The sequence below is a fragment of the Methylophaga sp. genome, from assembly GCF_030651745.1.
On the sequence record NZ_JAUSCC010000148.1, the window covers coordinates 24,326 to 43,731 of the forward strand.

The 19,406-nt window shown below is 44.2% G+C and carries 21 protein-coding genes and 1 riboswitch; of the genes, 12 read left to right on the forward strand and 9 right to left on the reverse strand.

Features of this window, described 5'->3' with window-relative positions:
- Nucleotides 1-77: 77 nt before the first annotated feature.
- The 4 genes from Q7V21_RS17290 (at nt 78) to Q7V21_RS17980 (ending at nt 3,019) form a co-directional block, all read left to right on the forward strand.
- Entirely contained in the window at nt 78-926 is an 849-nt protein-coding gene (locus tag Q7V21_RS17290; RefSeq protein ID WP_304918478.1) for a protein-glutamate O-methyltransferase CheR, read from the forward strand.
- On the forward strand, nt 927-1,454 hold the full coding sequence (locus tag Q7V21_RS17295; RefSeq protein WP_304918479.1) for a chemotaxis protein CheD: 528 nt from the start codon (nt 927-929) through the stop codon (nt 1,452-1,454).
- A gap of 287 nt (nt 1,455-1,741) precedes the next feature.
- Nucleotides 1,742-2,812 carry a chemotaxis response regulator protein-glutamate methylesterase gene (locus tag Q7V21_RS17300; protein WP_304918480.1) on the forward strand — a complete coding sequence of 357 codons (1,071 nt, stop codon included), beginning with the start codon at nt 1,742-1,744 and terminating at the stop codon, nt 2,810-2,812.
- A gap of 123 nt (nt 2,813-2,935) precedes the next feature.
- Complete coding sequence (locus Q7V21_RS17980; protein ID WP_370654083.1) at nt 2,936-3,019, forward strand: hypothetical protein; 84 nt, start codon at nt 2,936-2,938, stop codon at nt 3,017-3,019.
- A 120-nt stretch (nt 3,020-3,139) separates the two neighbouring features.
- On the opposite strand, the gene Q7V21_RS17305 is transcribed toward Q7V21_RS17980, so the two are convergent.
- Complete coding sequence (locus tag Q7V21_RS17305; protein ID WP_304918481.1) at nt 3,140-3,592, reverse strand: SRPBCC family protein; 453 nt, start codon at nt 3,590-3,592, stop codon at nt 3,140-3,142.
- Between the two features lie 269 nt (nt 3,593-3,861).
- A complete protein-coding gene (locus Q7V21_RS17310; protein WP_304918482.1) occupies nt 3,862-5,535 on the reverse strand; it encodes a murein L,D-transpeptidase in 1,674 nt (557 codons plus the stop codon).
- A gap of 306 nt (nt 5,536-5,841) precedes the next feature.
- Between Q7V21_RS17310 and Q7V21_RS17315 the strand changes: the two genes are divergently transcribed.
- Nucleotides 5,842-6,453, forward strand: a complete 612-nt coding sequence (locus Q7V21_RS17315; protein WP_304918483.1) for a murein L,D-transpeptidase catalytic domain family protein — start codon at nt 5,842-5,844, stop codon at nt 6,451-6,453.
- Between the two features lie 78 nt (nt 6,454-6,531).
- Here Q7V21_RS17315 and Q7V21_RS17320 read toward each other — a convergent pair whose 3' ends face one another.
- From Q7V21_RS17320 to Q7V21_RS17340, 5 genes are all read right to left on the reverse strand, one after another.
- Nucleotides 6,532-6,972: a YqaA family protein gene (locus tag Q7V21_RS17320; protein WP_304918484.1), complete on the reverse strand. Its 441-nt coding sequence runs from the start codon at nt 6,970-6,972 to the stop codon at nt 6,532-6,534.
- 263 nt (nt 6,973-7,235) lie between these two features.
- Nucleotides 7,236-7,811, reverse strand: a complete 576-nt coding sequence (locus Q7V21_RS17325; protein WP_304918485.1) for a DUF1415 domain-containing protein — start codon at nt 7,809-7,811, stop codon at nt 7,236-7,238.
- 135 nt (nt 7,812-7,946) lie between these two features.
- Complete coding sequence (locus Q7V21_RS17330; RefSeq protein ID WP_304918486.1) at nt 7,947-9,257, reverse strand: hypothetical protein; 1,311 nt, start codon at nt 9,255-9,257, stop codon at nt 7,947-7,949.
- 114 nt (nt 9,258-9,371) lie between these two features.
- The gene (locus tag Q7V21_RS17335; protein WP_304918487.1) at nt 9,372-10,370 is read right to left on the reverse strand and encodes a hypothetical protein; all 999 of its coding nucleotides are present in this window, start codon (nt 10,368-10,370) and stop codon (nt 9,372-9,374) included.
- Nucleotides 10,371-10,550: 180 nt separating this feature from the next.
- Entirely contained in the window at nt 10,551-11,099 is a 549-nt protein-coding gene (locus tag Q7V21_RS17340; protein WP_304918488.1) for a Smr/MutS family protein, read from the reverse strand.
- Nucleotides 11,100-11,228: 129 nt separating this feature from the next.
- On the opposite strand from Q7V21_RS17340, the gene Q7V21_RS17345 reads away from it, so the two are divergent.
- The 6 genes from Q7V21_RS17345 to thiE all read left to right on the forward strand — a co-directional run bounded on the left by Q7V21_RS17345 (nt 11,229) and on the right by thiE (nt 17,053).
- The gene (locus Q7V21_RS17345) at nt 11,229-11,441 is read left to right on the forward strand and encodes a hypothetical protein (protein ID WP_304918489.1); all 213 of its coding nucleotides are present in this window, start codon (nt 11,229-11,231) and stop codon (nt 11,439-11,441) included.
- 50 nt (nt 11,442-11,491) lie between these two features.
- Nucleotides 11,492-11,596: riboswitch (TPP riboswitch) on the forward strand.
- A 105-nt stretch (nt 11,597-11,701) separates the two neighbouring features.
- Nucleotides 11,702-13,513: a phosphomethylpyrimidine synthase ThiC gene (gene thiC, locus Q7V21_RS17350; RefSeq protein WP_304918490.1), complete on the forward strand. Its 1,812-nt coding sequence runs from the start codon at nt 11,702-11,704 to the stop codon at nt 13,511-13,513.
- A 9-nt stretch (nt 13,514-13,522) separates the two neighbouring features.
- Nucleotides 13,523-14,593, forward strand: a complete 1,071-nt coding sequence (locus tag Q7V21_RS17355; RefSeq protein ID WP_304918491.1) for an FAD-binding oxidoreductase — start codon at nt 13,523-13,525, stop codon at nt 14,591-14,593.
- Nucleotides 14,583-14,804, forward strand: coding sequence for a sulfur carrier protein ThiS (gene thiS, locus Q7V21_RS17360; RefSeq protein WP_304918492.1), 222 nt, complete (start codon nt 14,583-14,585; stop codon nt 14,802-14,804). Before Q7V21_RS17355 ends, thiS begins: the two co-directional genes overlap by 11 nt.
- Nucleotide 14,805: 1 nt before the next feature.
- A complete protein-coding gene (locus tag Q7V21_RS17365) occupies nt 14,806-15,603 on the forward strand; it encodes a thiazole synthase (RefSeq protein WP_304918493.1) in 798 nt (265 codons plus the stop codon).
- Nucleotides 15,596-17,053 (forward strand): thiamine phosphate synthase, encoded by a 1,458-nt coding sequence (thiE, locus tag Q7V21_RS17370; RefSeq protein WP_304918494.1) that lies wholly within the window; start codon nt 15,596-15,598, stop codon nt 17,051-17,053. Before Q7V21_RS17365 ends, thiE begins: the two co-directional genes overlap by 8 nt.
- A gap of 52 nt (nt 17,054-17,105) precedes the next feature.
- On the opposite strand, the gene Q7V21_RS17375 is transcribed toward thiE, so the two are convergent.
- Nucleotides 17,106-17,948, reverse strand: coding sequence for an OmpA family protein (locus tag Q7V21_RS17375; RefSeq protein WP_304918495.1), 843 nt, complete (start codon nt 17,946-17,948; stop codon nt 17,106-17,108).
- Nucleotides 17,948-18,463 (reverse strand): adenine phosphoribosyltransferase, encoded by a 516-nt coding sequence (locus tag Q7V21_RS17380; protein ID WP_304918496.1) that lies wholly within the window; start codon nt 18,461-18,463, stop codon nt 17,948-17,950. The genes Q7V21_RS17375 and Q7V21_RS17380 overlap by 1 nt, the downstream gene beginning before the upstream one ends.
- 86 nt (nt 18,464-18,549) lie before the next feature.
- Here Q7V21_RS17380 and Q7V21_RS17385 point away from each other — a divergent pair, with 86 nt between their 5' ends.
- Nucleotides 18,550-19,191, forward strand: a complete 642-nt coding sequence (locus Q7V21_RS17385) for an ABC-type transport auxiliary lipoprotein family protein (RefSeq protein WP_304918497.1) — start codon at nt 18,550-18,552, stop codon at nt 19,189-19,191.
- The last annotated feature ends 215 nt before the right edge of the window (nt 19,192-19,406 follow it).

Below are 19,406 nucleotides of genomic sequence, written 5' to 3' on the forward strand. Positions count from 1 at the left end.
TAGTGTCTGTATCTTTTTATAAAATTTAAACTTTTAATACAAACTTCAGATTCTTAGGGATTGTTGTGACAAATAAAATGCAATCAAGAGAACCTCTACAATCGCGGCCAGCTATTACAAATGTTTTGGTACTGAAAGATAGTGAGTTCAACAAGATTAGAGACTTGATTTACGACATTGCTGGAATTAGCCTTGCACCCGTCAAAAAAACTTTAGTTTCTAGTCGCTTGAGTAAACACCTACGTGAAACCAGTCATCATAGCTTTAGTGATTATTTCAACTTTATAACCTCAAAAGGCAATGAATCTCAATTACAGTACGCTGTTGATTTGTTGACGACAAACGAAACATATTTTTTCCGAGAAATAAAACATTTCGACTTTTTACAAAAACAAATTTTGCCATCGCGTGAGCATGGCAGGACTTTCCGAGTTTGGAGTGCTGCATGTTCAACTGGTGAAGAACCTTATAGTGTGGCAATGCTTCTTGACGATTTACTTGGACAGTCAGACTGGCAAGTTCTGGCTACTGATATCAGTAATAGAGTACTTGAGAAGGCGAAAACAGGTATTTATCCGATGACTCGTATAAAAGATCTACCCGAACGATTGTTACGAGCATACTGCCTCAAAGGGGTCGGTAAGTACGACAATTCCATGATGGTTACTGAGCAGCTTCGTAAAAAAGTACAGTTTCAATATCTTAATTTGAATAAGTCTTTGCCCCAGAATATTGGCTTATTCGATGTTATCTTTCTGCGAAACGTGATGATCTATTTTGATTTGGATACCAAGAGACAAGTAGTTGAACGTATGCTTCCACATTTACGCCCTGATGGTTTTTTTATCGTAGGGCACTCAGAAACGCTTGGAGGTGTTTGTGATTCTTTAAAAGCGATAGCCCCTTCAATCTACACCAGAGCTTAGATGACGAATATACCATCGGAGATAATTGATATCTTTTTACGACCAGGTGACACTTATTTTGGCAATCGTAATCATCGAATCCGAACAATGCTTGGCTCCTGTGTTGCAATTGTATTTTGGCACCAACGCTTATGTTTAGGCGGCATGTGTCATTTTATGTTGCCCACTTCAGGAGCACGTAAGCCAACTCAAAAACTAGATGGACGTTATGCAGATGAAGCGGTTTTACTTTTGATGCACGAAATGAAAAAACATGGGGCTCCTCATACTGAGTACAAGGCTAAGATCTTTGGCGGTGGTGATATGTTTTCAACTTTAAATATGCCGTCAGGTCTTGACATTGGTCAGCAGAATATTGAAGCAGCGAAAAAGTTGATAATAGGACATGGCTTTGATTGTATTGCCCATCATTTAGGCGGATATGGCCATAGAAATGTCATTTTTAATGTTTGGAATGGTGATGTTTGGATGCGTCACAACCATGGGGAAAGCAAAGCTAGTCATTCATCAATATGGAGTTTTGACTAATTGTATAAGGTGCATGGCAAGCTAAAGTAAAGATTATTAAGTCTAATAAACTAGTAGCAACTGATGCATTTCTGAACAGATGGATTCACATCCAAATTTTCAGACTGAATTATTGAAATCATTAGACGGATATGAAGGATAGAAATGTGGTAAAAAAATCTTGCTTTCTCTTTCTTAAATTTAAGCATAGCGCTCTCTGAGTAACATTAAATCATGTATGGATATCGCATTCGGCTATTCAGTATGATTATGAGAGCTGAACTGGCTGTAATAAAATAAGGTTTGAAATGTCAGCAACAATAAAAGTAATGATAGTTGACGACTCAGCAGTCGTAAGAATGGTTCTAAGTGAGTTGCTAGCGAAAGATAAAGAAATAGAGGTCATTGGAGCAGCATCTGACCCGATTTTTGCAATGGATAAAATGAAGCGTGGTTGGCCTGACGTTATCATTCTTGATGTAGAAATGCCGCGTATGGATGGCATTACTTTTTTGAACAAACTCATGAGCGAGCATCCGACACCTGTAATAATTTGTTCAACGTTAACATTGAAAGGTGCAGAAACCACAGTTCAGGCATTAGCTGCTGGTGCTTTTGCTATTGTGACAAAACCCACAATTGGTCTTAAACAACATCTACATGATGAGTCAGATAATCTGATATCAGTGGTAAAAGCCGCTGCAAAAGCAAATATCAAACGTTTAGCAAAACCCACTAATTTAGCTCCACTGCCTGTACAACCCAAATTAACTGCAGATGAAATCATCCCAAATAATGTCCGTGCAATGGCCCAGACCACGGAAAAGATCGTTGCTATCGGGACATCAACAGGCGGTACTCAGGCCTTAGAACTTATCCTGACGGAGCTTCCAAGAGTCAGTCCAGGCATTGTGGTCGTGCAACATATGCCCGAAAAGTTTACAGAGGCATTTGCAAAACGCCTCGACGGTTTATGTCAGATTGAAGTAAAGGAAGCCAAAACTGGTGATCGTGTAGTGCCTGGACGGGCTTTAATCGCCCCGGGCGGGCGTCATATGCTGCTAAAGAGAAGTGGTGCTCAGTATCATGTCGAAATCATAGATGGCCCACTGGTAAGCCGTCATCGACCATCCGTCGATGTGTTATTTCGATCTGTCGCCCAGTGTGCAGGTAAAAATGCGTTAGGTGTCATTATGACAGGAATGGGGGATGACGGCGCTAGAGGGCTAAAAGAGATGCATGACGTTGGAGCACATACGATTGCACAAGATGAAAATAGCTGTGTCGTGTTTGGAATGCCAAAAGCTGCAATAAATCTAGGGGCCGTGGATGATGTGATACCACTCCAGTCTATATCTCGCTCAATAATTTCAAGATAAATTCACTAGAAATTATTGCTGAGTGCTTAGAGTGGAAGCTGTAATAAATGCAATTTTTGATAGTGTTCAGCAGGCGGTAAATTTTCCTTCACACTGAAAGCTGGCAATCATCAAGTTAAGGGCATCAGCCAAAGTTACCAATCGGTTTCTGGTCGAGATAATGGCATTGCATTGGCGATGAAAAAAATGCACCAGATCCTAAAGTAGAACATCAGACTCCGTAATAAAGCTAGGGCCTGCGAGCTCCTTTGTATGTCGGCAACCTATTCCTATGATCCTGCGCGGGAACGAGTACATTGATATCAGCCTTGCTATCTACTTAAGCAACTAATCAGGAATATCGGCTTCAACCAGTTTGGCCAGTTGCTGAAGCGACTCTTGCCATCCCAAATAGCACATTTCAACTGGAATGAGCGACGGAATCCCTGATTGGACGATATTGATATCCGTTCCACAGCTCACTGGTTTAAGATCGATGGTAACCACCATTTCACCGGCAAGATTTTCATCATCAAAACGATCAGTGTGCACAATACGTTCATTCGCCACTAGTTCTGTGAAATTGACCGTGAACGTATGACTGTTTCCGGAACCAAAGTTTGTGAAAGACATTCTGTAGCCACCACCAACCCGGACATCGATTTCATGAACGGTCCCGATAAATCCATAGGGAGGCAGCCAACGTTCCAAAGCACCTTTATCGGTAAACGCCTTATAAATTCGCTCAGCCTTAGCTCGCAAAACCCGGTGTAATCGAACGGTAGCTGTTTCATTCGACATAATAATCTCCTTAATTTGATGCATTCACATCGATTATTAATTGCAGTGAAACAGAACTTCCAGCATGGAGCTGTGGAAGATCTGCCGCTACTGAATTGTCGAATGAGACTTCACGAGATCGACCAGAAAGGGTAATGCGCAGCCCCTTTATTTTTTAATTCGATTAAGTGGACCAAAATTTCACCAAATTCGCCTGTTGGTTTACAGCATAGAGTGAAATTTAAGAAATCTGATCCAAGAAATATTTATGTTGAAATGCCGGGTGATCTTCAGGGGGATACATCAGTGAAAAAGGCATTTATTCTTCTCTCCTGTGCTTTCAGGGCCGCCATCAATTCTTCATCACGGCCATAGACATCAGGTCTGAATTCCACCCAGCCATCTTCATATGCTGCAGCTGTCCAATAGTCCATCAAAATAGGTACTTTGACAGGCAAGGGGATATTGCGTGTCAGCCTACGCTTAATTGAGTCGGTTATCGCGTTATGGGTTTCCTGACTTGCGCCAGCGAAGAGTTCATCCGCTAGTTGTTTTGCCCCTTCGACGCGCACACAGCCGGAGCTATAGTTACGTCTGTGACTGGCAAACAGACTTTGACTGGGAGTGTCGTGCAGGTATACGGAAAAAGGATTCGGAAAACGGAACACTATCAGGCCCAGAGCATTATCCGGTCCCGGATCCTGGCGTAGTTTAATTGGCCCTGGATTTTGCCAGTCAATAGTGGCGGGATTTAGCTCGCGTCCATCACGATCCAGCACTTTGAGTCGATTATTAGCGAGATAGGCTATATTCCGCCGGATCTCCGGCAGCTTATCCTGGCGGTAAATGGTGGGAGGCACTGTCCAAGTGGGACTGAAGGTGAGATGGGTCACGGTTGAGCTGAGGGTGGGTGTCGTGCGGCGGGCAGTACCTACCTGCACTCTGCCTTGCCAAACGATCTGCCCATCGCGGGTAAAAGTAGCCTGGGCACCAGCAATATCTACCAGCAACAAGGTGGGCGAGATTTCCCGTTCCAGCCAGCGCATGCGCTCCAGATTTATCCTTATCTGCTCTTCACGGAAATTGCGTGAAAGATTGAGAGCGGCTAATGTTTCGGGACCCACGACACCGTCTATCTTCAAGTGATGGAGAGACTGAAATTCCTCCACTGTCTTTACCAGTACCGCATCGTAGTGATCAGAACTTTGGGAATCGCAATCGTGCTGCTCAACATCACAACTGCTCTGTGGCAAAAGCCGTTGACGCAAAACCGGTATCCTGGTGTCCTCCATGCCAGGCCTTAGCAAGGGGCCATCGGGCACATATGGCCAGTGTATGTCACGCTGTTGTCGGTGCCACACTCTGTATGCGGAGCGTAATTGGCGGTAAGCCGGAGATTCTGGCCGGGCACGATCAATGGTGGCAGCGATATTTTGCAAGCCCCGGCGTGCGATAACACCAAGGTCTTCAAGTAACTTAGCTCCGTTGTCAGTGCTTTCATTTTCAACGAGACGCCAGAGTGGAGCGATATCTGCGCGATCGAGAAGACCATATTGCAAGTGATAGAGAGCGGCCAGATAGGCCGTGGATGCCAATAAGTCACGACAGGCCAGAGTTTTGCCATCTGTGGTTCTGATTGAGCGCCATTCATCCAACTGCAAGATGGCATACATGCTTGGATCCAGACCATCCCATTTTAGATCCGCAAGGGCAGTGAGCAGAGAATCATAGCGATCACGATCGGTCCACAACAGGACGGAGAAACCATTGCCGTAGAGGCTCTGCAACCATTCTTCCTGGGATTTTGATTTGCTGGAATCCGGAACGCGACAAAGTCCGCCGTCTGACATAATCTGAGCAAGATCGCTTTGGGGATTGCTCACTGCCAACACATGGCTGGGCAATACCGTGGCGGCAAAAAGACATGCAATCAAAGCACACCACTTCTGTAACAAAATGTACAACCTTCTTGCTCCCTTCACCAAGCCTGTTAGAATTCCCCCTAACCATAACATTGTTGATTCGGGATGCGGACTAATTGTGCTGTTCGCACCATTATTCCGGTTCTGGCATATTGATTCGGCCCTGATAGGGCACCAGAAGACTATTAGGGGAAAACATCTATGCAACAGCCCACATCCCGGCACCTGACGGCAGCCTCCGTCTTTAGCATATTGCTTGTCCTTTCTATCCCGTCTTTTGCATCAGACAAAAACAGCAAATCAACAGACTTCAATCCAGACCTGTCCCCACTCACTGAAGATTTGGCCATGCAAGCCCCAAACCTGAATCGGGCCGTACTGGACAAGGCCATTGCCGCGATGACTTGCGCAGTGAATCACGGAGTTGAAGAGGCGGCACGATTGGCGGTCATCGACTTTTCCTTGCCATCATCCGAACCACGCCTATGGATTTTTGATCTGGACAGCCGTTCACTGGTTCTTGAGGAGCTGGTAGCCCACGGTCGCAACTCAGGTGACAACGTGGCCACCAGTTTTTCCAACGAGCAAGGCAGCCATCAGTCCAGCATCGGTCTGTTCAGAGCTTCAGAGAGTTACATCGGTCGACATGGCTATTCCTTGCGTATGGATGGCCTGGAACCCGGTATAAATGATCGCGCCAGAGAGCGGGCAATCGTTATTCACGGCGCTGATTATGTAAACAACCAATGGATTGAACAACATGGCCGCATCGGCCGTAGTCATGGTTGCCCGGCGGTAAACAGGGATGTCGCCAACCAGGTGGTGGATATTCTCAAGGACGGTCAGTTCGTCTTCTCTTATTATCCCGATGATCAATGGCTCGCATCTTCACCTTATCTCAACTGCCAACCCAATCGGGTGGCGGCTATTGTTGCACCACTCAAAAATCCTGGTAGTTGATGTAAAAGGGATTTAAACAGAAGCGGCCCTTAGTTTGAAAATATAAAGTTTGCTGACCCCTTGAAGCACTCTATTAGCTCAATTTACTTTCAATACCATGTAACTAATGACGACATACCGCAGAAATTTACCCGCAGTAACCAATATAAGAAACCACTTTAAGCGAACCCGCAAAACACCTGCCATAACGGTTAATGGGTCACCGATTATTGGAACCCAGGCAAAACACAACGAAAACATGCCGTATTTAACAAAGCGCTGTTCTGCTCGCACGAAATCATCTTCCGACATTCTTAACCACTTTTTTACCACAACCAAGCTAGCCCAGTAACCTAGAGCATAGTTGGTGAGTGAACCCAAAACATTTCCTGTTGTTGCAACGATTACTAGCGTCGTAGGTGATAAACCACTCAGCAATAAAGCACTCAAAACAATTTCTGAGCTTAAAGGTAAAATCGTTGCGGCTAAAAATGCCGAGATGAAAAGACCAATATGTCCCAGTTCTGAGAAATATTCCATGATGCTTAATGTCTGTTGCGAGGACAAAAATTGAAATTAATGACGTCAGATACCATTGATTGTTGTGAATTGAATTTCAATCGAGTTTGATCCCTTTGATCTCTCTGGATTTTTAAAAATAGGGTAGGTTGGGTTGAGTTTACGAAACCCAACAATCTCGTGAGTAATTAATCAAGCGTGGAGTATCAATTGAATCTGACCCTTTTGATTTGAATATTTTCAAGTTTGCAAACCGCTTGATTTCCCTAAAGTACTGCTGCTCCCTAAAGCTTAAATAGGCTCTCAAATAGTGCCTGCAGCTTATTGTGTCCCAGACTATTCATTAACGCCACGTTTCGTATTGGAATTTGATCGACATCAGGATATTCCACAATAGCTCGCTCAAGACTCGCCTCCCGAATAAGATGCAACAAGGGATAAGGTGAGCGGTTTGTATAATTCTCTGCATCGTCCAGATTTGTACCGCCAAATTGGTAGTTTGGATGAAAACTGGCTACTTGATAGGTACCTTCCAGTCCCATTTCCACAAGAAGGTTATCGGCATTACTCAAAAACTGATTGTAGTCATAAAAGTCCTGCAATACATTTGAGTGAATCAGCAGAGTAGTTTCAACTGACGGATCACTATTGAGCAGTTCCAGCTCGTCTTGCAGTGACATCAACAATTGCTCTTCCGTTATCGCGCTTGTGGTAGCAAAGCGCACCCGATTGTTCAGCATCTCATACTTTGCAAACGGGCAAAGATTCATTTCCATCACAAAAGTGTTAACCCACTGCCGAACCGATTGAACAGTTTCCTCGTCATTTCGGATCTCAATTGGTCGTGATAATTTCTTCATTCGTCTTTCATATTTCGACACCCAAAATCAAACACTCTGACCCCATTGATTCATTGTTTCTGGAATTTCAATCTACTCTGACCCTTTTTGATTTGACGCCTTGATTTTGTTAAACCGATTCTTCTTGAGTAATAATTACTTGGAAAAGTTTTTTAACAAAACATCAATAATGTCAATCAAACTAGGAAGGCTATTTCTCGGATTTCTCCAACGAAGAAAGAATAAAAAAGCTGGTTCTAAAACATAGATAACTTGATCACGCTTGCTCCATTCAAAAAGTTCAAACCCATTGTTTTTTTGAAATTTCCCTAGAGCCGATAAAGTACTATTTATTGACGGTGCAGGAGGGACTTTTAAAAATGACAAGTTTAACTCTTTAATCCTGTCATCTATTTCATGTCGCTTTAATTCATATTTGAGAGGATCGAGCGTAAATACTAATAACAGAATCTCATAGGTGTCGTACTTTCGTGCTCGTTTTCTTGGCCCTATAGTTAGTCTTGAATACCAAGAATCAAATTGTTTGTACTTCGTTGAGGCAATTTTGTTTAAAGCATCGAAAGCATCTTGTTCATTAAATTCAACTTTAGCTCCAACCTTAAATTCGAATATCTTTTTGTCGGAGAATAACTGTGCGCATGTCTGCTGAGTAATAATAGGAAGACCAGATGATTCTTTGGCAATTAAACTAAGCACACTACTAGGTGCTTTAACATCCAGTGTGTCAAAACCTTTATTTGCAATCTGAAGTAAATCAGATTCAGACCATCGACCCAAATCGATTTGTTGAATTCTGCCGACAAGGTCGGAGTTAGCATAAGCCAGATCAACACCATGATGTGTTGTTCCAACAACTAGAACAGAAACCTCCTCATCGGTGAACGCTTTCCACTGTTGAAATATTTCTTTTTGAACGTTTTCATCGAGATAATGAAAATCCTCGACAACTAAGACAGCATTTGAAAATTTTAATAATGGAATGAGGTGGGCGGGTGAAGGTTTTGATACAATTTTTTCCCGTATTTCGGTTTCAGAACTGGACTTTTTGATGCCTAATGAAACTTCACCAATAAGCCCTGCTAACCAAGCCCAACCAATATTCCCACCTATTTTTCCGCCAGCGGACACCTCGGTTAAATCTGTTTGCTGAAGAGACGTTAATCTATCAAAATCTATTCTCTCTAGTGGTCTTTTCCAGAACTCTTCTGCATTTATCGTTGAGTCACATCGTACTATAAGTGGCTCTTTTTTCATCATGGAAAAAACTCTTTTGTATAGAGTTGTTTTACCAGTTTTTGATGAGCCAGTTAAAAGACATAAAGTCCCACGTTCTTCAATCCCAAGTTTCAAGTCTTCTTCATATTCTCCATTTTCTTGTGCGACATAAGTTATATCTGGCATTCCAAGTCCATTGAAAATATCTTTTATGTTGATTTTTTTTGCCATAACTTTTACTCAGAAATCCTTTATGATTCTTAAGTTTAAATCGTGTCAGACCCATAAGATCTTAAACACAGTGTTGTTGGGTCAGGCACCAAAGGTGCATATTTAATTGACTTGTTATACGGATTTAACAGTGTCAATCAAGCTATCTCCGAGTTTTATAAGGCAACCGAGTAATAAATCAACATCATCATTTTTTATAACAATTCTTTGTCCTACCACATAAGAATTATCTTTTGATTTTTGGATATATTTCGAGTCCACTATTCCATCACTATGAACTAATAAGTGCCTTTTTTGAAATAAAACATTAAGTAGCTCAAGCTCTTTATTGGTCAGCCAATCATCATAATCGCAGTTAACAGCATCCTTCCAAAGTCTGCTACCTTGGTCTAAGCGTTGAAAAGCATTAAATGGCGGCTTGCCATATTTTGAATAAAGGCCTTCACAATACTTCTGAAAGGCGGTGACACCATCCAAAATACAGCTTTCCAATATAGAACGACATGTAATCTCAGCTTCATCCAATCCAGCAACATCCGTTAATGCAGCCTTTATGATTTCTATGTTATTTTTCTTGCTTCTAATCTTACGGATAGCATCAGAGTAGCATTGAGTGACAGAGTTCTCTCCACAACATGGACAGAAAAAGGCATTTCCTATTACTGAGAAATGTGCGTTGCAGCTCTCACATTCAATTTCCAACTCCATTTCTTCAACTGCTTCTGCGGGCAGAGCATATATGCTTTTCTTTCCGCCTGTGACTTTCATTGAAACAGATAGAAACTGATGCTTACTTTGTTTTCTGTTGAATTTATCAGCACCAGATATGAGTGCATTATGGATAGTATTTTCAACAACTTTTTTTGCCTGACCAACAGAGTGTTCAACTTGGGCTTTGGTAAACCATTGATCAGCTGGATCTTGATGCCTGCATAAGGGACACCATACAGCTTCATCCTTGAACAGGTTGGACCAATCTTCATGGTGGACTTTAAACAGGAACTCGCATGCCTCATTTGGACACTGTTTGTCGATAAAGCCTTTTCTATCGCTTTCAATAGGTATCGAAACTGAAGTCAACTTCTCTAAAGCCTTATTTAAATCTTCAAACATTGCTCACCCCTTGTGATTCCATATAACAGTATGTTGATGAGGTCGTTGGCCTCATAATTATTATCGGGCAGCCATGTAATTCTGAGCATATAAAACTGATTAATAGATAGTTAGTAAGTTAAATTACAATTAAAAAGCCAATGGTCTGAAATATCTATATATAAACGGCCAATTAAATACTCACCTTTCAAACTGCCGTTTCAACAAAACATACAATGCCCCAGTCCCACCATCCTCAATCGTTGCACTGCAAAATGCCAGCACAGCATCACTTTGTCTGAGCCAGTGATTCAGTTTGCTTTTTAACACCGGTTTGTTATCGCGTGATCCCCAGCCTTTGCCGTGGATGATTCGTACGCAACGAATCTTTTGCTCTTGGCATTGTTCGAGAAAATGCGAGAGGGTGGGTTCGGCTTTGGCAAGGGTGAGACCGTGTAAGTCGAGTTCGGCTTCTAGATGCACTTTGCCGTTTTTGAGTTTGGCAAATTGGCGGTTTTGAATGCCGTCGCCGCGGTATTCCAGATATTCTTCATTACCAACTGTTTCGGGGGCAAACAGGCTGGAAAATTCACTTTGATCGTTTGGCAGATCGGCCGGGTTGTGTTTTCGGATCTTAGGTTGGGGCGGTGGTTTTATGTGCAGTAATTTGTCGTGTTTGATTGGCTCGGCATCACTCATTTCATTACGAAATAATTCCAGTTCCTCATCGATGTTTTTGTCTTTGCTCATATCAATATCTGTGTTTTGAGAAACGGTTCGTTAATTAGCCAAATTGCCTACATCAAAATCATACCATTAGGCATAGGATGGTGACCTGAATAGATTGTTAATTTAACGGGCTGGCATGAGGAATTGACGATGGGTTTACAGGATCGAGATTATTACTGGGAAAAGCCACAAACCAATGCCAAAGCCAAATCTTCGCGGATTAAACGCGATATCAAGCCTTTGTACTCAGCAAACCAACCGCCGGATTTGCTGGAGATGATGTCCAGAATCTCGTTTGGAAAATTCTTTTTTATTCTGGTGGCCTTAGGCTGTGCGGGCTTTTTTCTCTATCCCATGCTCTGATTTTTGAATTCACTGATTTGCTTAATGGCAATTTAGTGGATTAAGATAATTTCCACTTGTCGGGGTGCCACTCTGAATTTTCGGAAATGGCTGAGATGAAACCCGTTGAACCTGAAGAGGCTAGAACCTCCGTAGGAAACAAGCCGGAATACCGGTACGTTGATGTCTAACTGTAGCCGCCGTGTATCTCCATCACCTTGTTCGCGTAAGCGCAACACTTTCATTTCCCCCGACTTTTTTATTCAAAAAGGGGAAATCAGATGTCAGCAGCCAATCCAAAAGTTATTGATATTAAAGACCGTAGCGGCATTACAACCAAGCCACTGCCAGGTTCTAAAAAAATCTATATTACCGGTAGCCGTGAAGATATCCGGGTGCCATTTCGCGAAATTTCCCTGACTGATACGCCGAACCGTGATCCCAAATTGCCGGGTGTGCCGAATGATCCGATTATGGTGTATGACACTTCGGGCATTTTCACTGATCCGACTGAAACCATTGATTTGGAAAAAGGCTTAACGCCGATTCGTCAAAAGTGGATTGAAGAGCGTGACGATACCGAAGTTTTACCGGCTTTCAGTTCTAACTTTACCCGCGATCAGGATGGTCAGGAATTTGATATTCCGTTGTTCACCAATCGCCGTCTGCCACGTAAAGCGAAACCCGGTAAAAATGTCAGCCAGATGTATTACGCACGTCAAGGCATGATTACACCTGAAATGGAATATATCGCCATTCGTGAAAGCATGGGCCGTGCAGCCTTGCAAGCCAAAGGCGAGCTGCCAGCCGATAAGCCTAATCACATTACCCCGGAATTTGTCCGTAAGGAAGTGGCTGAAGGCCGGGCGATTATCCCTGCCAATATCAATCATCCTGAAGCCGAGCCGATGATTATCGGCCGTAACTTTCTGGTAAAAATCAACGCCAATATCGGTAACTCAGCCACCACATCTTCTATTGAAGAAGAAGTTGAAAAAATGGTGTGGAGCACCCGTTGGGGTGGCGATACCGTGATGGATTTGTCCACCGGTAAACATATTCACCAAACCCGTGAATGGATTATCCGTAATTCACCTGTGCCAATCGGTACTGTTCCTTTGTATCAGGCACTGGAAAAAGTAAACGGTATTGCCGAAGATCTGACTTGGGAAGTCTTCCGTGACACCTTGATTGAGCAAGCCGAGCAGGGCGTCAGTTACTTTACGATTCATGCCGGTATTCGTCTGGCGCATATTCCACTGACTGTTAATCGTACTACCGGCATTGTGTCGCGAGGTGGTTCGATTATGGCGGCCTGGTGTCTGGCGCATCATGAAGAAAGCTTTTTGTATACGCACTTTGAAGATATCTGCGAAATCATGAAAGCCTACGATGTATCGTTTTCTTTGGGTGATGGTTTACGTCCGGGTTCACAAGCTGATGCCAATGATGAAGCCCAGTTTGCCGAACTGCGTACTTTGGGTGAATTAACCCATATTGCCTGGAAACATGATGTGCAGGTCATGATTGAAGGACCGGGTCATGTGCCAATGCATAAGATCAAAGAAAATATGGATCTGCAATTGGAAGTCTGCCATGAAGCGCCGTTTTATACCTTAGGGCCTTTGGTTACTGATATTGCACCGGGTTATGACCATATTACCTCAGGCATTGGTGCGGCGATGATTGGTTGGTTTGGTACGGCGATGCTGTGTTATGTCACACCCAAAGAGCATCTGGGTTTGCCGAATAAAGACGATGTCAAAGTCGGCATTATTACCTACAAAATTGCTGCCCACGCAGCCGATTTGGCCAAAGGTCATCCGGGTGCGCATGAGCGTGATGATGCGATTTCCAAAGCGCGTTTTGAATTCCGTTGGGAAGATCAATTTAATCTGGGTCTGGATCCGGATACCGCACGTGCTTTCCATGATGAAACCCTGCCAAAACCGAGTGCCAAAGTGGCGCATTTCTGTTCCATGTGTGGGCCGAAATTCTGCTCGATGAAGATTTCACATGATGTGAAAGAAGCCTTTGCCGAGAAGTCAGAAGAGTTTAAGGCCGGTGGCAGCAAAATCTATCATCAGGTTTAACACGCTTTTATGCAGCGGTTTTTAATTATTGGCAGCGGTCTGATAGGTCGTTTAACGGCATGGCGGCTGATTCAGGCTGGCCATGCGGTGACGATTTTGTCAGCAGATAATAAAGTCGGTACAGATAGTGCCGGTTTTATTGCCGCGTCAATGATTGCGCCGTTTACTGAAGCGGTCACTGCAGATAGATCCATTCGGGATATGGGGATTCAAAGTCAGGCAATGTGGAATAAGTGGCTGGCCGAATTGGATACACCAGTTTTTTATCCCAAAACCGGCACCTTAGTCGTGGCACATGAGGGCGATAAAGCGGAATTGGCACGTTATCAACGCCGTGCAGAACATATTCTGGAACCGGCAGATTATCAGCAGATTGATCGTCAGCAGTTACAGAACCTGTCACCAGAATTAGCAGAGAAATTCAGTTCAGCTTTGTATTTTGCAGAGGAGAGTTGTCTGGATAACCGGCAATTTTATCAGCAGGTCGGGGAGTTTCTGACCGAACATGCTGATTGGAAAACCATTGAACCGATTGAGTCGCTGACAACAGAAACGCTTGAGATTTTATGTAAGCAAACGCTGGGCTATTCACTGGATCAATTTAGCTCGGTGATTGATTGCCGGGGTAATGGCAGCAAAGCGGATATAAGTGATTTACGGGGTGTGCGTGGTGAAGTGCTGCGTGTTTATGCGCCGGAGGTGAATTTGCAACAGTGCGTGCGGTTAATGCATCCGCGTTATCCGCTATATCTGGCACCCAGACCGGATCATCAATATGTGATTGGTGCGACGGTCATTGAATCGGAAGATAGATCGCCGGTCAGTGTGCGCAGTGCAATGGAGTTGTTATCCGCGCTGTACAGCATTCATAAAGGTTTTGCCGAAGCGCGGGTATTGGAAATGCAGGCGCATTGTCGTCCGGCGTTACCGGATCATTTACCGACGATTCGTCAGCAGGAGTGGGGCTATCAGCTTAATGGCTTTTATCGGCATGGTTATTTGCTGGGGCCGGTGATGGTTGACCAATTACTCACAAAATTATCAGAACAAACAGATTCGGGAGTGCGTTATGCAAGCTGAGTCGATCAAACCCATTCAACTCACATTGAATGAACAGCCAGTGCTAACCACACATAGCAACTTGCAGAAATTCCTGGCCGAACATGGCTGGCAAGAAGGGCGTTTTGTGGTGGTGATTAACGACACCATTATCGCCAAATCTGCACATGCAACTTATCAATTATCAGCAGGCGATAGCATTGATGTGCTGTCGCCAATCAGTGGAGGCTGACATGCAGGCATCTGACTGGACAGTTTACGGCCAAACCCTAAGCAGCCGTTTGTTTATTGGCACGGCGTTATATCCCTCGCCACAGGTGATGTGTGATGCGATTAAAGCATCAGGTGCACAAGTGATTACCGTGTCGCTGCGCCGGCAAAGTGCCAGCCAGGCCAATAGCGGGCAGCAATTCTGGAAGATGATTGAAGCCTTAGGCTGTCATTTATTACCCAATACAGCAGGCTGTTACAGTGCGGCCGAAGCGATTAAAACCGCACATATGGCACGTGAGTTATTTGAAACCGACTGGATCAAGCTGGAAGTGTTGGGTGACAGCTTTAATCTGCAACCCGATCCGTTTGCCTTGCTGGAAGCGACTAAAACCCTGATTGCTGATGGTTTTAAGGTGTTTCCGTATTGCACGGATGATTTGGTGTTATGCCAGAAACTGGCAGAAGCCGGTTGTGAAGTGTTAATGCCATGGGGCGCACCGATTGGAACTGGACAGGGATTATTAAATCCTTATGCTTTGAGAACATTAAGAGAACGCCTGCCACACATGACTTTACTGGTCGATGCGGGCATTGGCAAACCTTCTGATGCAGTGCAGGCCATGGAGCTGGGTTATGACGGAATTTTGTTAAATACGGCTGTTGCCGAAGCGCTTGAACCAGCGTTAATGGCTGAAGCCTTTAAGCAATCCATTAATGCCGGACGATTGGCATTTGAAGCGGGCATTATGCCAAAACGCGATTTTGCCAAACCCAGTACACCGACGCTGGATCAACCCATCTGGCAACAACATGCTTGAGCAAACAAACAAAACTGCAATCTTATTAATAGGCGGTATGGATCCTCAGGGGTGTGCTGGGCTGACAGCAGATATTCAGACGGTCAGTCATCATGATTGTCATCCGGTGCCGCTGGTGACTTGCCTGACCGAGCAAACACATAATGGCATGCGAGCTTTCAATCCGTTAACTGCGGATAAATTTCTTAAACAATATGAAAGTTGCATTGCTGACTTTGAGATAGCGGCGATCAAAATTGGTTTGATCCCCAATCTGGAAATTGCCAAAGTCATTGAAAAAATTCTCACGCTGCATGATGTGCCAGTAGTGATGGATCCGGTAATGGCAGCCACCAGCGGCGGACAGCAGGCAGCCCCTGAAGTGCTTGAATTTGTTCGTAAAGCAGTATTGCCCAAAATCACTTTGCTAACGCCTAATCTGCCTGAGATGAATTTCATTACAGATAACCCGGACTGGTCAGTGGAAAAACAGGTGCGCGAGTTGATTGAGGAGGGGCTTTCGGCTTGTCTGGTGAAAGGAGGGCATGGTGACCAAAGTTTTGTGTCGGATTATTTTGCTAGTGCCTTTAGCCATTTTTATTGTTATCAGCAAAGACTGAAGAAAAATGTTCGTGGCACCGGCTGTGTACTGGCATCCAGTCTGGCCTGCTATCTGGCGCAAGGTGCGGATATTCGTGATGCAGTGATTCTGTCGCGTAGTTATATCAATCGCGGAATTCGTGAATCACAGTCATTGGGGCCTTATAAGTTGTTCTCCCATCAACGACAACCGTTTGAGCTTCGTGATATTCCCAGGTTGAGTTATACACCGGATCTGATTGGCAAGAGTTTCAGTTTCCCGGAATGTCCGGATCGACTGGGAATTTATCCAGTGGTCGACAGTGCGGACTGGGTTAATCGTTTATTAACCATTGGCATTAAGACCCTCCAATTACGCTTAAAACAAACTGACAATGAGTTTCTCAATATGGAAATTGCCAATGCGGTTGATATCGTTGGCCAACATAGCGACATTCAGTTTTTTGTAAATGATCACTGGCGACTGGCGATTAATAACGGTGCTTATGGCGTGCATCTGGGGCAGGAAGATTTGCATGATGCTGATTTGCTGGAAATCGAACAGGCTGGATTGAGATTGGGGATTTCCACCCATTCCTATTGGGAATTGGCTAGGGCTTTGGCCGTAAACCCAAGTTATATTGCATTGGGTCCGATTTTTGAAACCGACAGCAAACAGATGCCATGGCAACCACAGGGATTTGACCGCTTAGCCGAGTGGATACGTTTATTAGACGGACATACGCCACTGGTGGCGATTGGCGGAATCGATGTGCCACGCGCCAGAGCACTACATTCAACCGGTGTTGGATCGGTAGCGATGATTTCGGCAATTACCAAAGCGTCTGATTATCAGCAGGTAACCCAGGAGTTACTATCAATCTGGCACTAGGGCCAGTTGATCTTTCATGGCCTCCAGCAGTGGTGGATATGAAAGATCAACTTTAGCGGATTAACCGTAATTCAGTACGGCGGTTTTTAGCACGGCCTTCCGGTGTTTTATTATCAGCAACAGGTTTGTTATCACGATAAGAATGGGTTTCGATAATTCCCTCATCAACTTCGGCCTGCTGTATCAAGAATGTTTTGACGACTTCGGCGCGCTTTTCTGAGAGTTCGGTATTCAGCTCTTTACGGCCGAAACTGTCGGTGTGTGATTCGATAATAATGCGCGAGATACTGTTATCAACTTTCAGATATTCCGCCAGACGTTTCATACGTTGTGAGGCTGTATTGTCGAGAATGGCTTTTTCCGATTCAAAATACACATTGAAATACTGTAAATCGACAAAGCTGTCTGGATGCATTTTGTCTGAGCATTCCTGAAACTCTCGCATAGCTGGCAGAAATTGCACATTTGACAGAATGACACTGACTGGTTGAGTGCTGCTTTGAGAGGCATACTGCAGTTGCACAAACTGGCCCTGTTGCAGGGCTGACAGGGCTTTTCTCGCCGCATTACCTTCCACCTTAAACTGGCGTTGGCCATAGATTACCGGCAAGGTCATTAATTTTTGACTGACAATATCGTTTTGCCAGGGTGTATTAATAATTACCAGCTCGGCACTGGACTGCGAGGCAGGATGATCCTGAGTAGCAATCGACAGTTGCAATGCTTCACCGTTTTCACGATGGAACACTGCCTGACCAAAATCAGTAACATCATGTTTTAAGGTGCAGGACAGTGGTGATTGGTCTATCTGCCAATTTGCTTCATGAACGGCAGATTGATAAACCGTGTTGGCACTGGTAGCTGTGGTGAATAACAAAAAAAGTAAAAATTTCATCAGTATTGAATTACGCTGTGTACATTAAAATTAGTCAGTAGAGAACGGCCTTTAAGCGCGGTAAGTTCCATCAGAAACACACAGGCAATCACATTACCACCCAGTAGTTGAATTAATTCGCAGCTGGCCTTGGCAGTTCCGCCCGTTGCCAGTACATCGTCAACAATTAAAATATTGTCATTTTCTGCCACGGCATCGGCGTGGATTTCCAGGCCAGCTTCACCGTATTCCAGTTGATATTCGACTTTATGCGTTGTATGCGGGAGCTTGCCAGGTTTGCGCAGTGGTATGAAACCAACGCCTAACATCGATGCGGCAAGTGAACCAAAAATAAAACCTCGCGCCTCCATACCGGCAACGGCTGTAATGTTGGAGTTTCGGTAGGGGGAAATCAGTAATTCAACGGCCTGCCGCAGTAAGACAGGGGATTGCATAAGTGGGGTAATGTCTTTAAATAAAATGCCGGGTTCGGGAAAATCTGCAATATCGCGGATCTTGGTTTTAATCTCGTCCATCAGACGCCTTATTTATTTGAGAAGGGATGGTCACCACAGCTATTATAACGGCAAATTTTCAGGAATATTCAGGAGTACAACATTTCGTGATTAACAGATGGCAGAGAGTGCTGGTTATTGTTCTGTTTAGTTTTTTGACCGGTTGTTTCGGTTTTGGTGGTGGTGATAAAAAAGCGGAAAATGTTGATCCACGCTTTTATATAGTTGATGTAGACCGAGGTAATGTTGCCGCACAGTTTGCTCAGAATCGAGTGTTACGCATTAAACCTATTCGTATTGCACCCCATTATCGCACCGAAAATATTGTGTTTCGGGTAGGCGAGAGTGAATACCAGCCGCAAGCGGGCCATCTGCTGTTAACTGACCCTCAAGTGATGTTTACCTCGCAGTTACAACGCTGGTTAGCTAAAAGCGGTTTATTCAGTGATGTCATTACCGATGATTCCCAACCTGCCGATCTGGTCCTGGAAGCTGCCGTGACCAAACTCTATGGTGATAATCGCGCTGGCCATTCACCGCAAGCTGTTTTGGAAATGCAATTTTTTATGAGTCCAGGTGATGCAGATCGGAGCAAGATGCTATTTCAAACGGGCTTCAGAGTAGATGCCTCAATTGATCAAACCACCCCGCAAAACGTTGTAACCGGCTGGCAAAATGCGCTGGAAGAAATTCTCGCGACTTTGGAGCAGGATTTAAGCGATTATTTCGATAAAGCGGGTACACCCTAGCAGTATCTTATAAACGTGCAGGAAATCGCTCAGAGTGGTAGGATTACTGCTTTGTTATGGTTAGCTTCTGTTTAAGTTTTCTCAGCAAAATTTTTTGCCTGAAACTTCAACAAGCTAGGCTTGCTTTTGTTCATTTTGGAAGAATATTAAATGTCTGAGATTGCTCTGGAACTGGACTCGATCAGTATCGAAGATGAAATGAAACAGTCCTACCT

Excerpts from the sequence above, each read along its gene's own strand:
- thiE (WP_304918494.1), top strand. The coding sequence starts at position 15,596 with ATGCTTGAGCAAACAAACAAAACTGCAATCTTATTAATAGGCGGTATG.
- Q7V21_RS17345 (WP_304918489.1), top strand. The coding sequence starts at position 11,229 with ATGGGTTTACAGGATCGAGATTATTACTGGGAAAAGCCACAAACCAAT.
- Q7V21_RS17295 (WP_304918479.1), top strand. The coding sequence starts at position 927 with ATGACGAATATACCATCGGAGATAATTGATATCTTTTTACGACCAGGT.
- Q7V21_RS17335 (WP_304918487.1), bottom strand. The coding sequence starts at position 10,370 with ATGTTTGAAGATTTAAATAAGGCTTTAGAGAAGTTGACTTCAGTTTCG.
- Q7V21_RS17315 (WP_304918483.1), top strand. The coding sequence starts at position 5,842 with ATGCAAGCCCCAAACCTGAATCGGGCCGTACTGGACAAGGCCATTGCC.
- Q7V21_RS17365 (WP_304918493.1), top strand. The coding sequence starts at position 14,806 with ATGCAGGCATCTGACTGGACAGTTTACGGCCAAACCCTAAGCAGCCGT.
- Q7V21_RS17325 (WP_304918485.1), bottom strand. The coding sequence starts at position 7,811 with ATGAAGAAATTATCACGACCAATTGAGATCCGAAATGACGAGGAAACT.
- Q7V21_RS17305 (WP_304918481.1), bottom strand. The coding sequence starts at position 3,592 with ATGTCGAATGAAACAGCTACCGTTCGATTACACCGGGTTTTGCGAGCT.
- Q7V21_RS17340 (WP_304918488.1), bottom strand. The coding sequence starts at position 11,099 with ATGAGCAAAGACAAAAACATCGATGAGGAACTGGAATTATTTCGTAAT.
- Q7V21_RS17300 (WP_304918480.1), top strand. The coding sequence starts at position 1,742 with ATGTCAGCAACAATAAAAGTAATGATAGTTGACGACTCAGCAGTCGTA.
- Q7V21_RS17355 (WP_304918491.1), top strand. The coding sequence starts at position 13,523 with ATGCAGCGGTTTTTAATTATTGGCAGCGGTCTGATAGGTCGTTTAACG.
- Q7V21_RS17380 (WP_304918496.1), bottom strand. The coding sequence starts at position 18,463 with ATGGACGAGATTAAAACCAAGATCCGCGATATTGCAGATTTTCCCGAA.
- thiC (WP_304918490.1), top strand. The coding sequence starts at position 11,702 with ATGTCAGCAGCCAATCCAAAAGTTATTGATATTAAAGACCGTAGCGGC.
- Q7V21_RS17290 (WP_304918478.1), top strand. The coding sequence starts at position 78 with ATGCAATCAAGAGAACCTCTACAATCGCGGCCAGCTATTACAAATGTT.
- Q7V21_RS17320 (WP_304918484.1), bottom strand. The coding sequence starts at position 6,972 with ATGGAATATTTCTCAGAACTGGGACATATTGGTCTTTTCATCTCGGCA.
- Q7V21_RS17375 (WP_304918495.1), bottom strand. The coding sequence starts at position 17,948 with ATGAAATTTTTACTTTTTTTGTTATTCACCACAGCTACCAGTGCCAAC.
- thiS (WP_304918492.1), top strand. The coding sequence starts at position 14,583 with ATGCAAGCTGAGTCGATCAAACCCATTCAACTCACATTGAATGAACAG.
- Q7V21_RS17330 (WP_304918486.1), bottom strand. The coding sequence starts at position 9,257 with ATGGCAAAAAAAATCAACATAAAAGATATTTTCAATGGACTTGGAATG.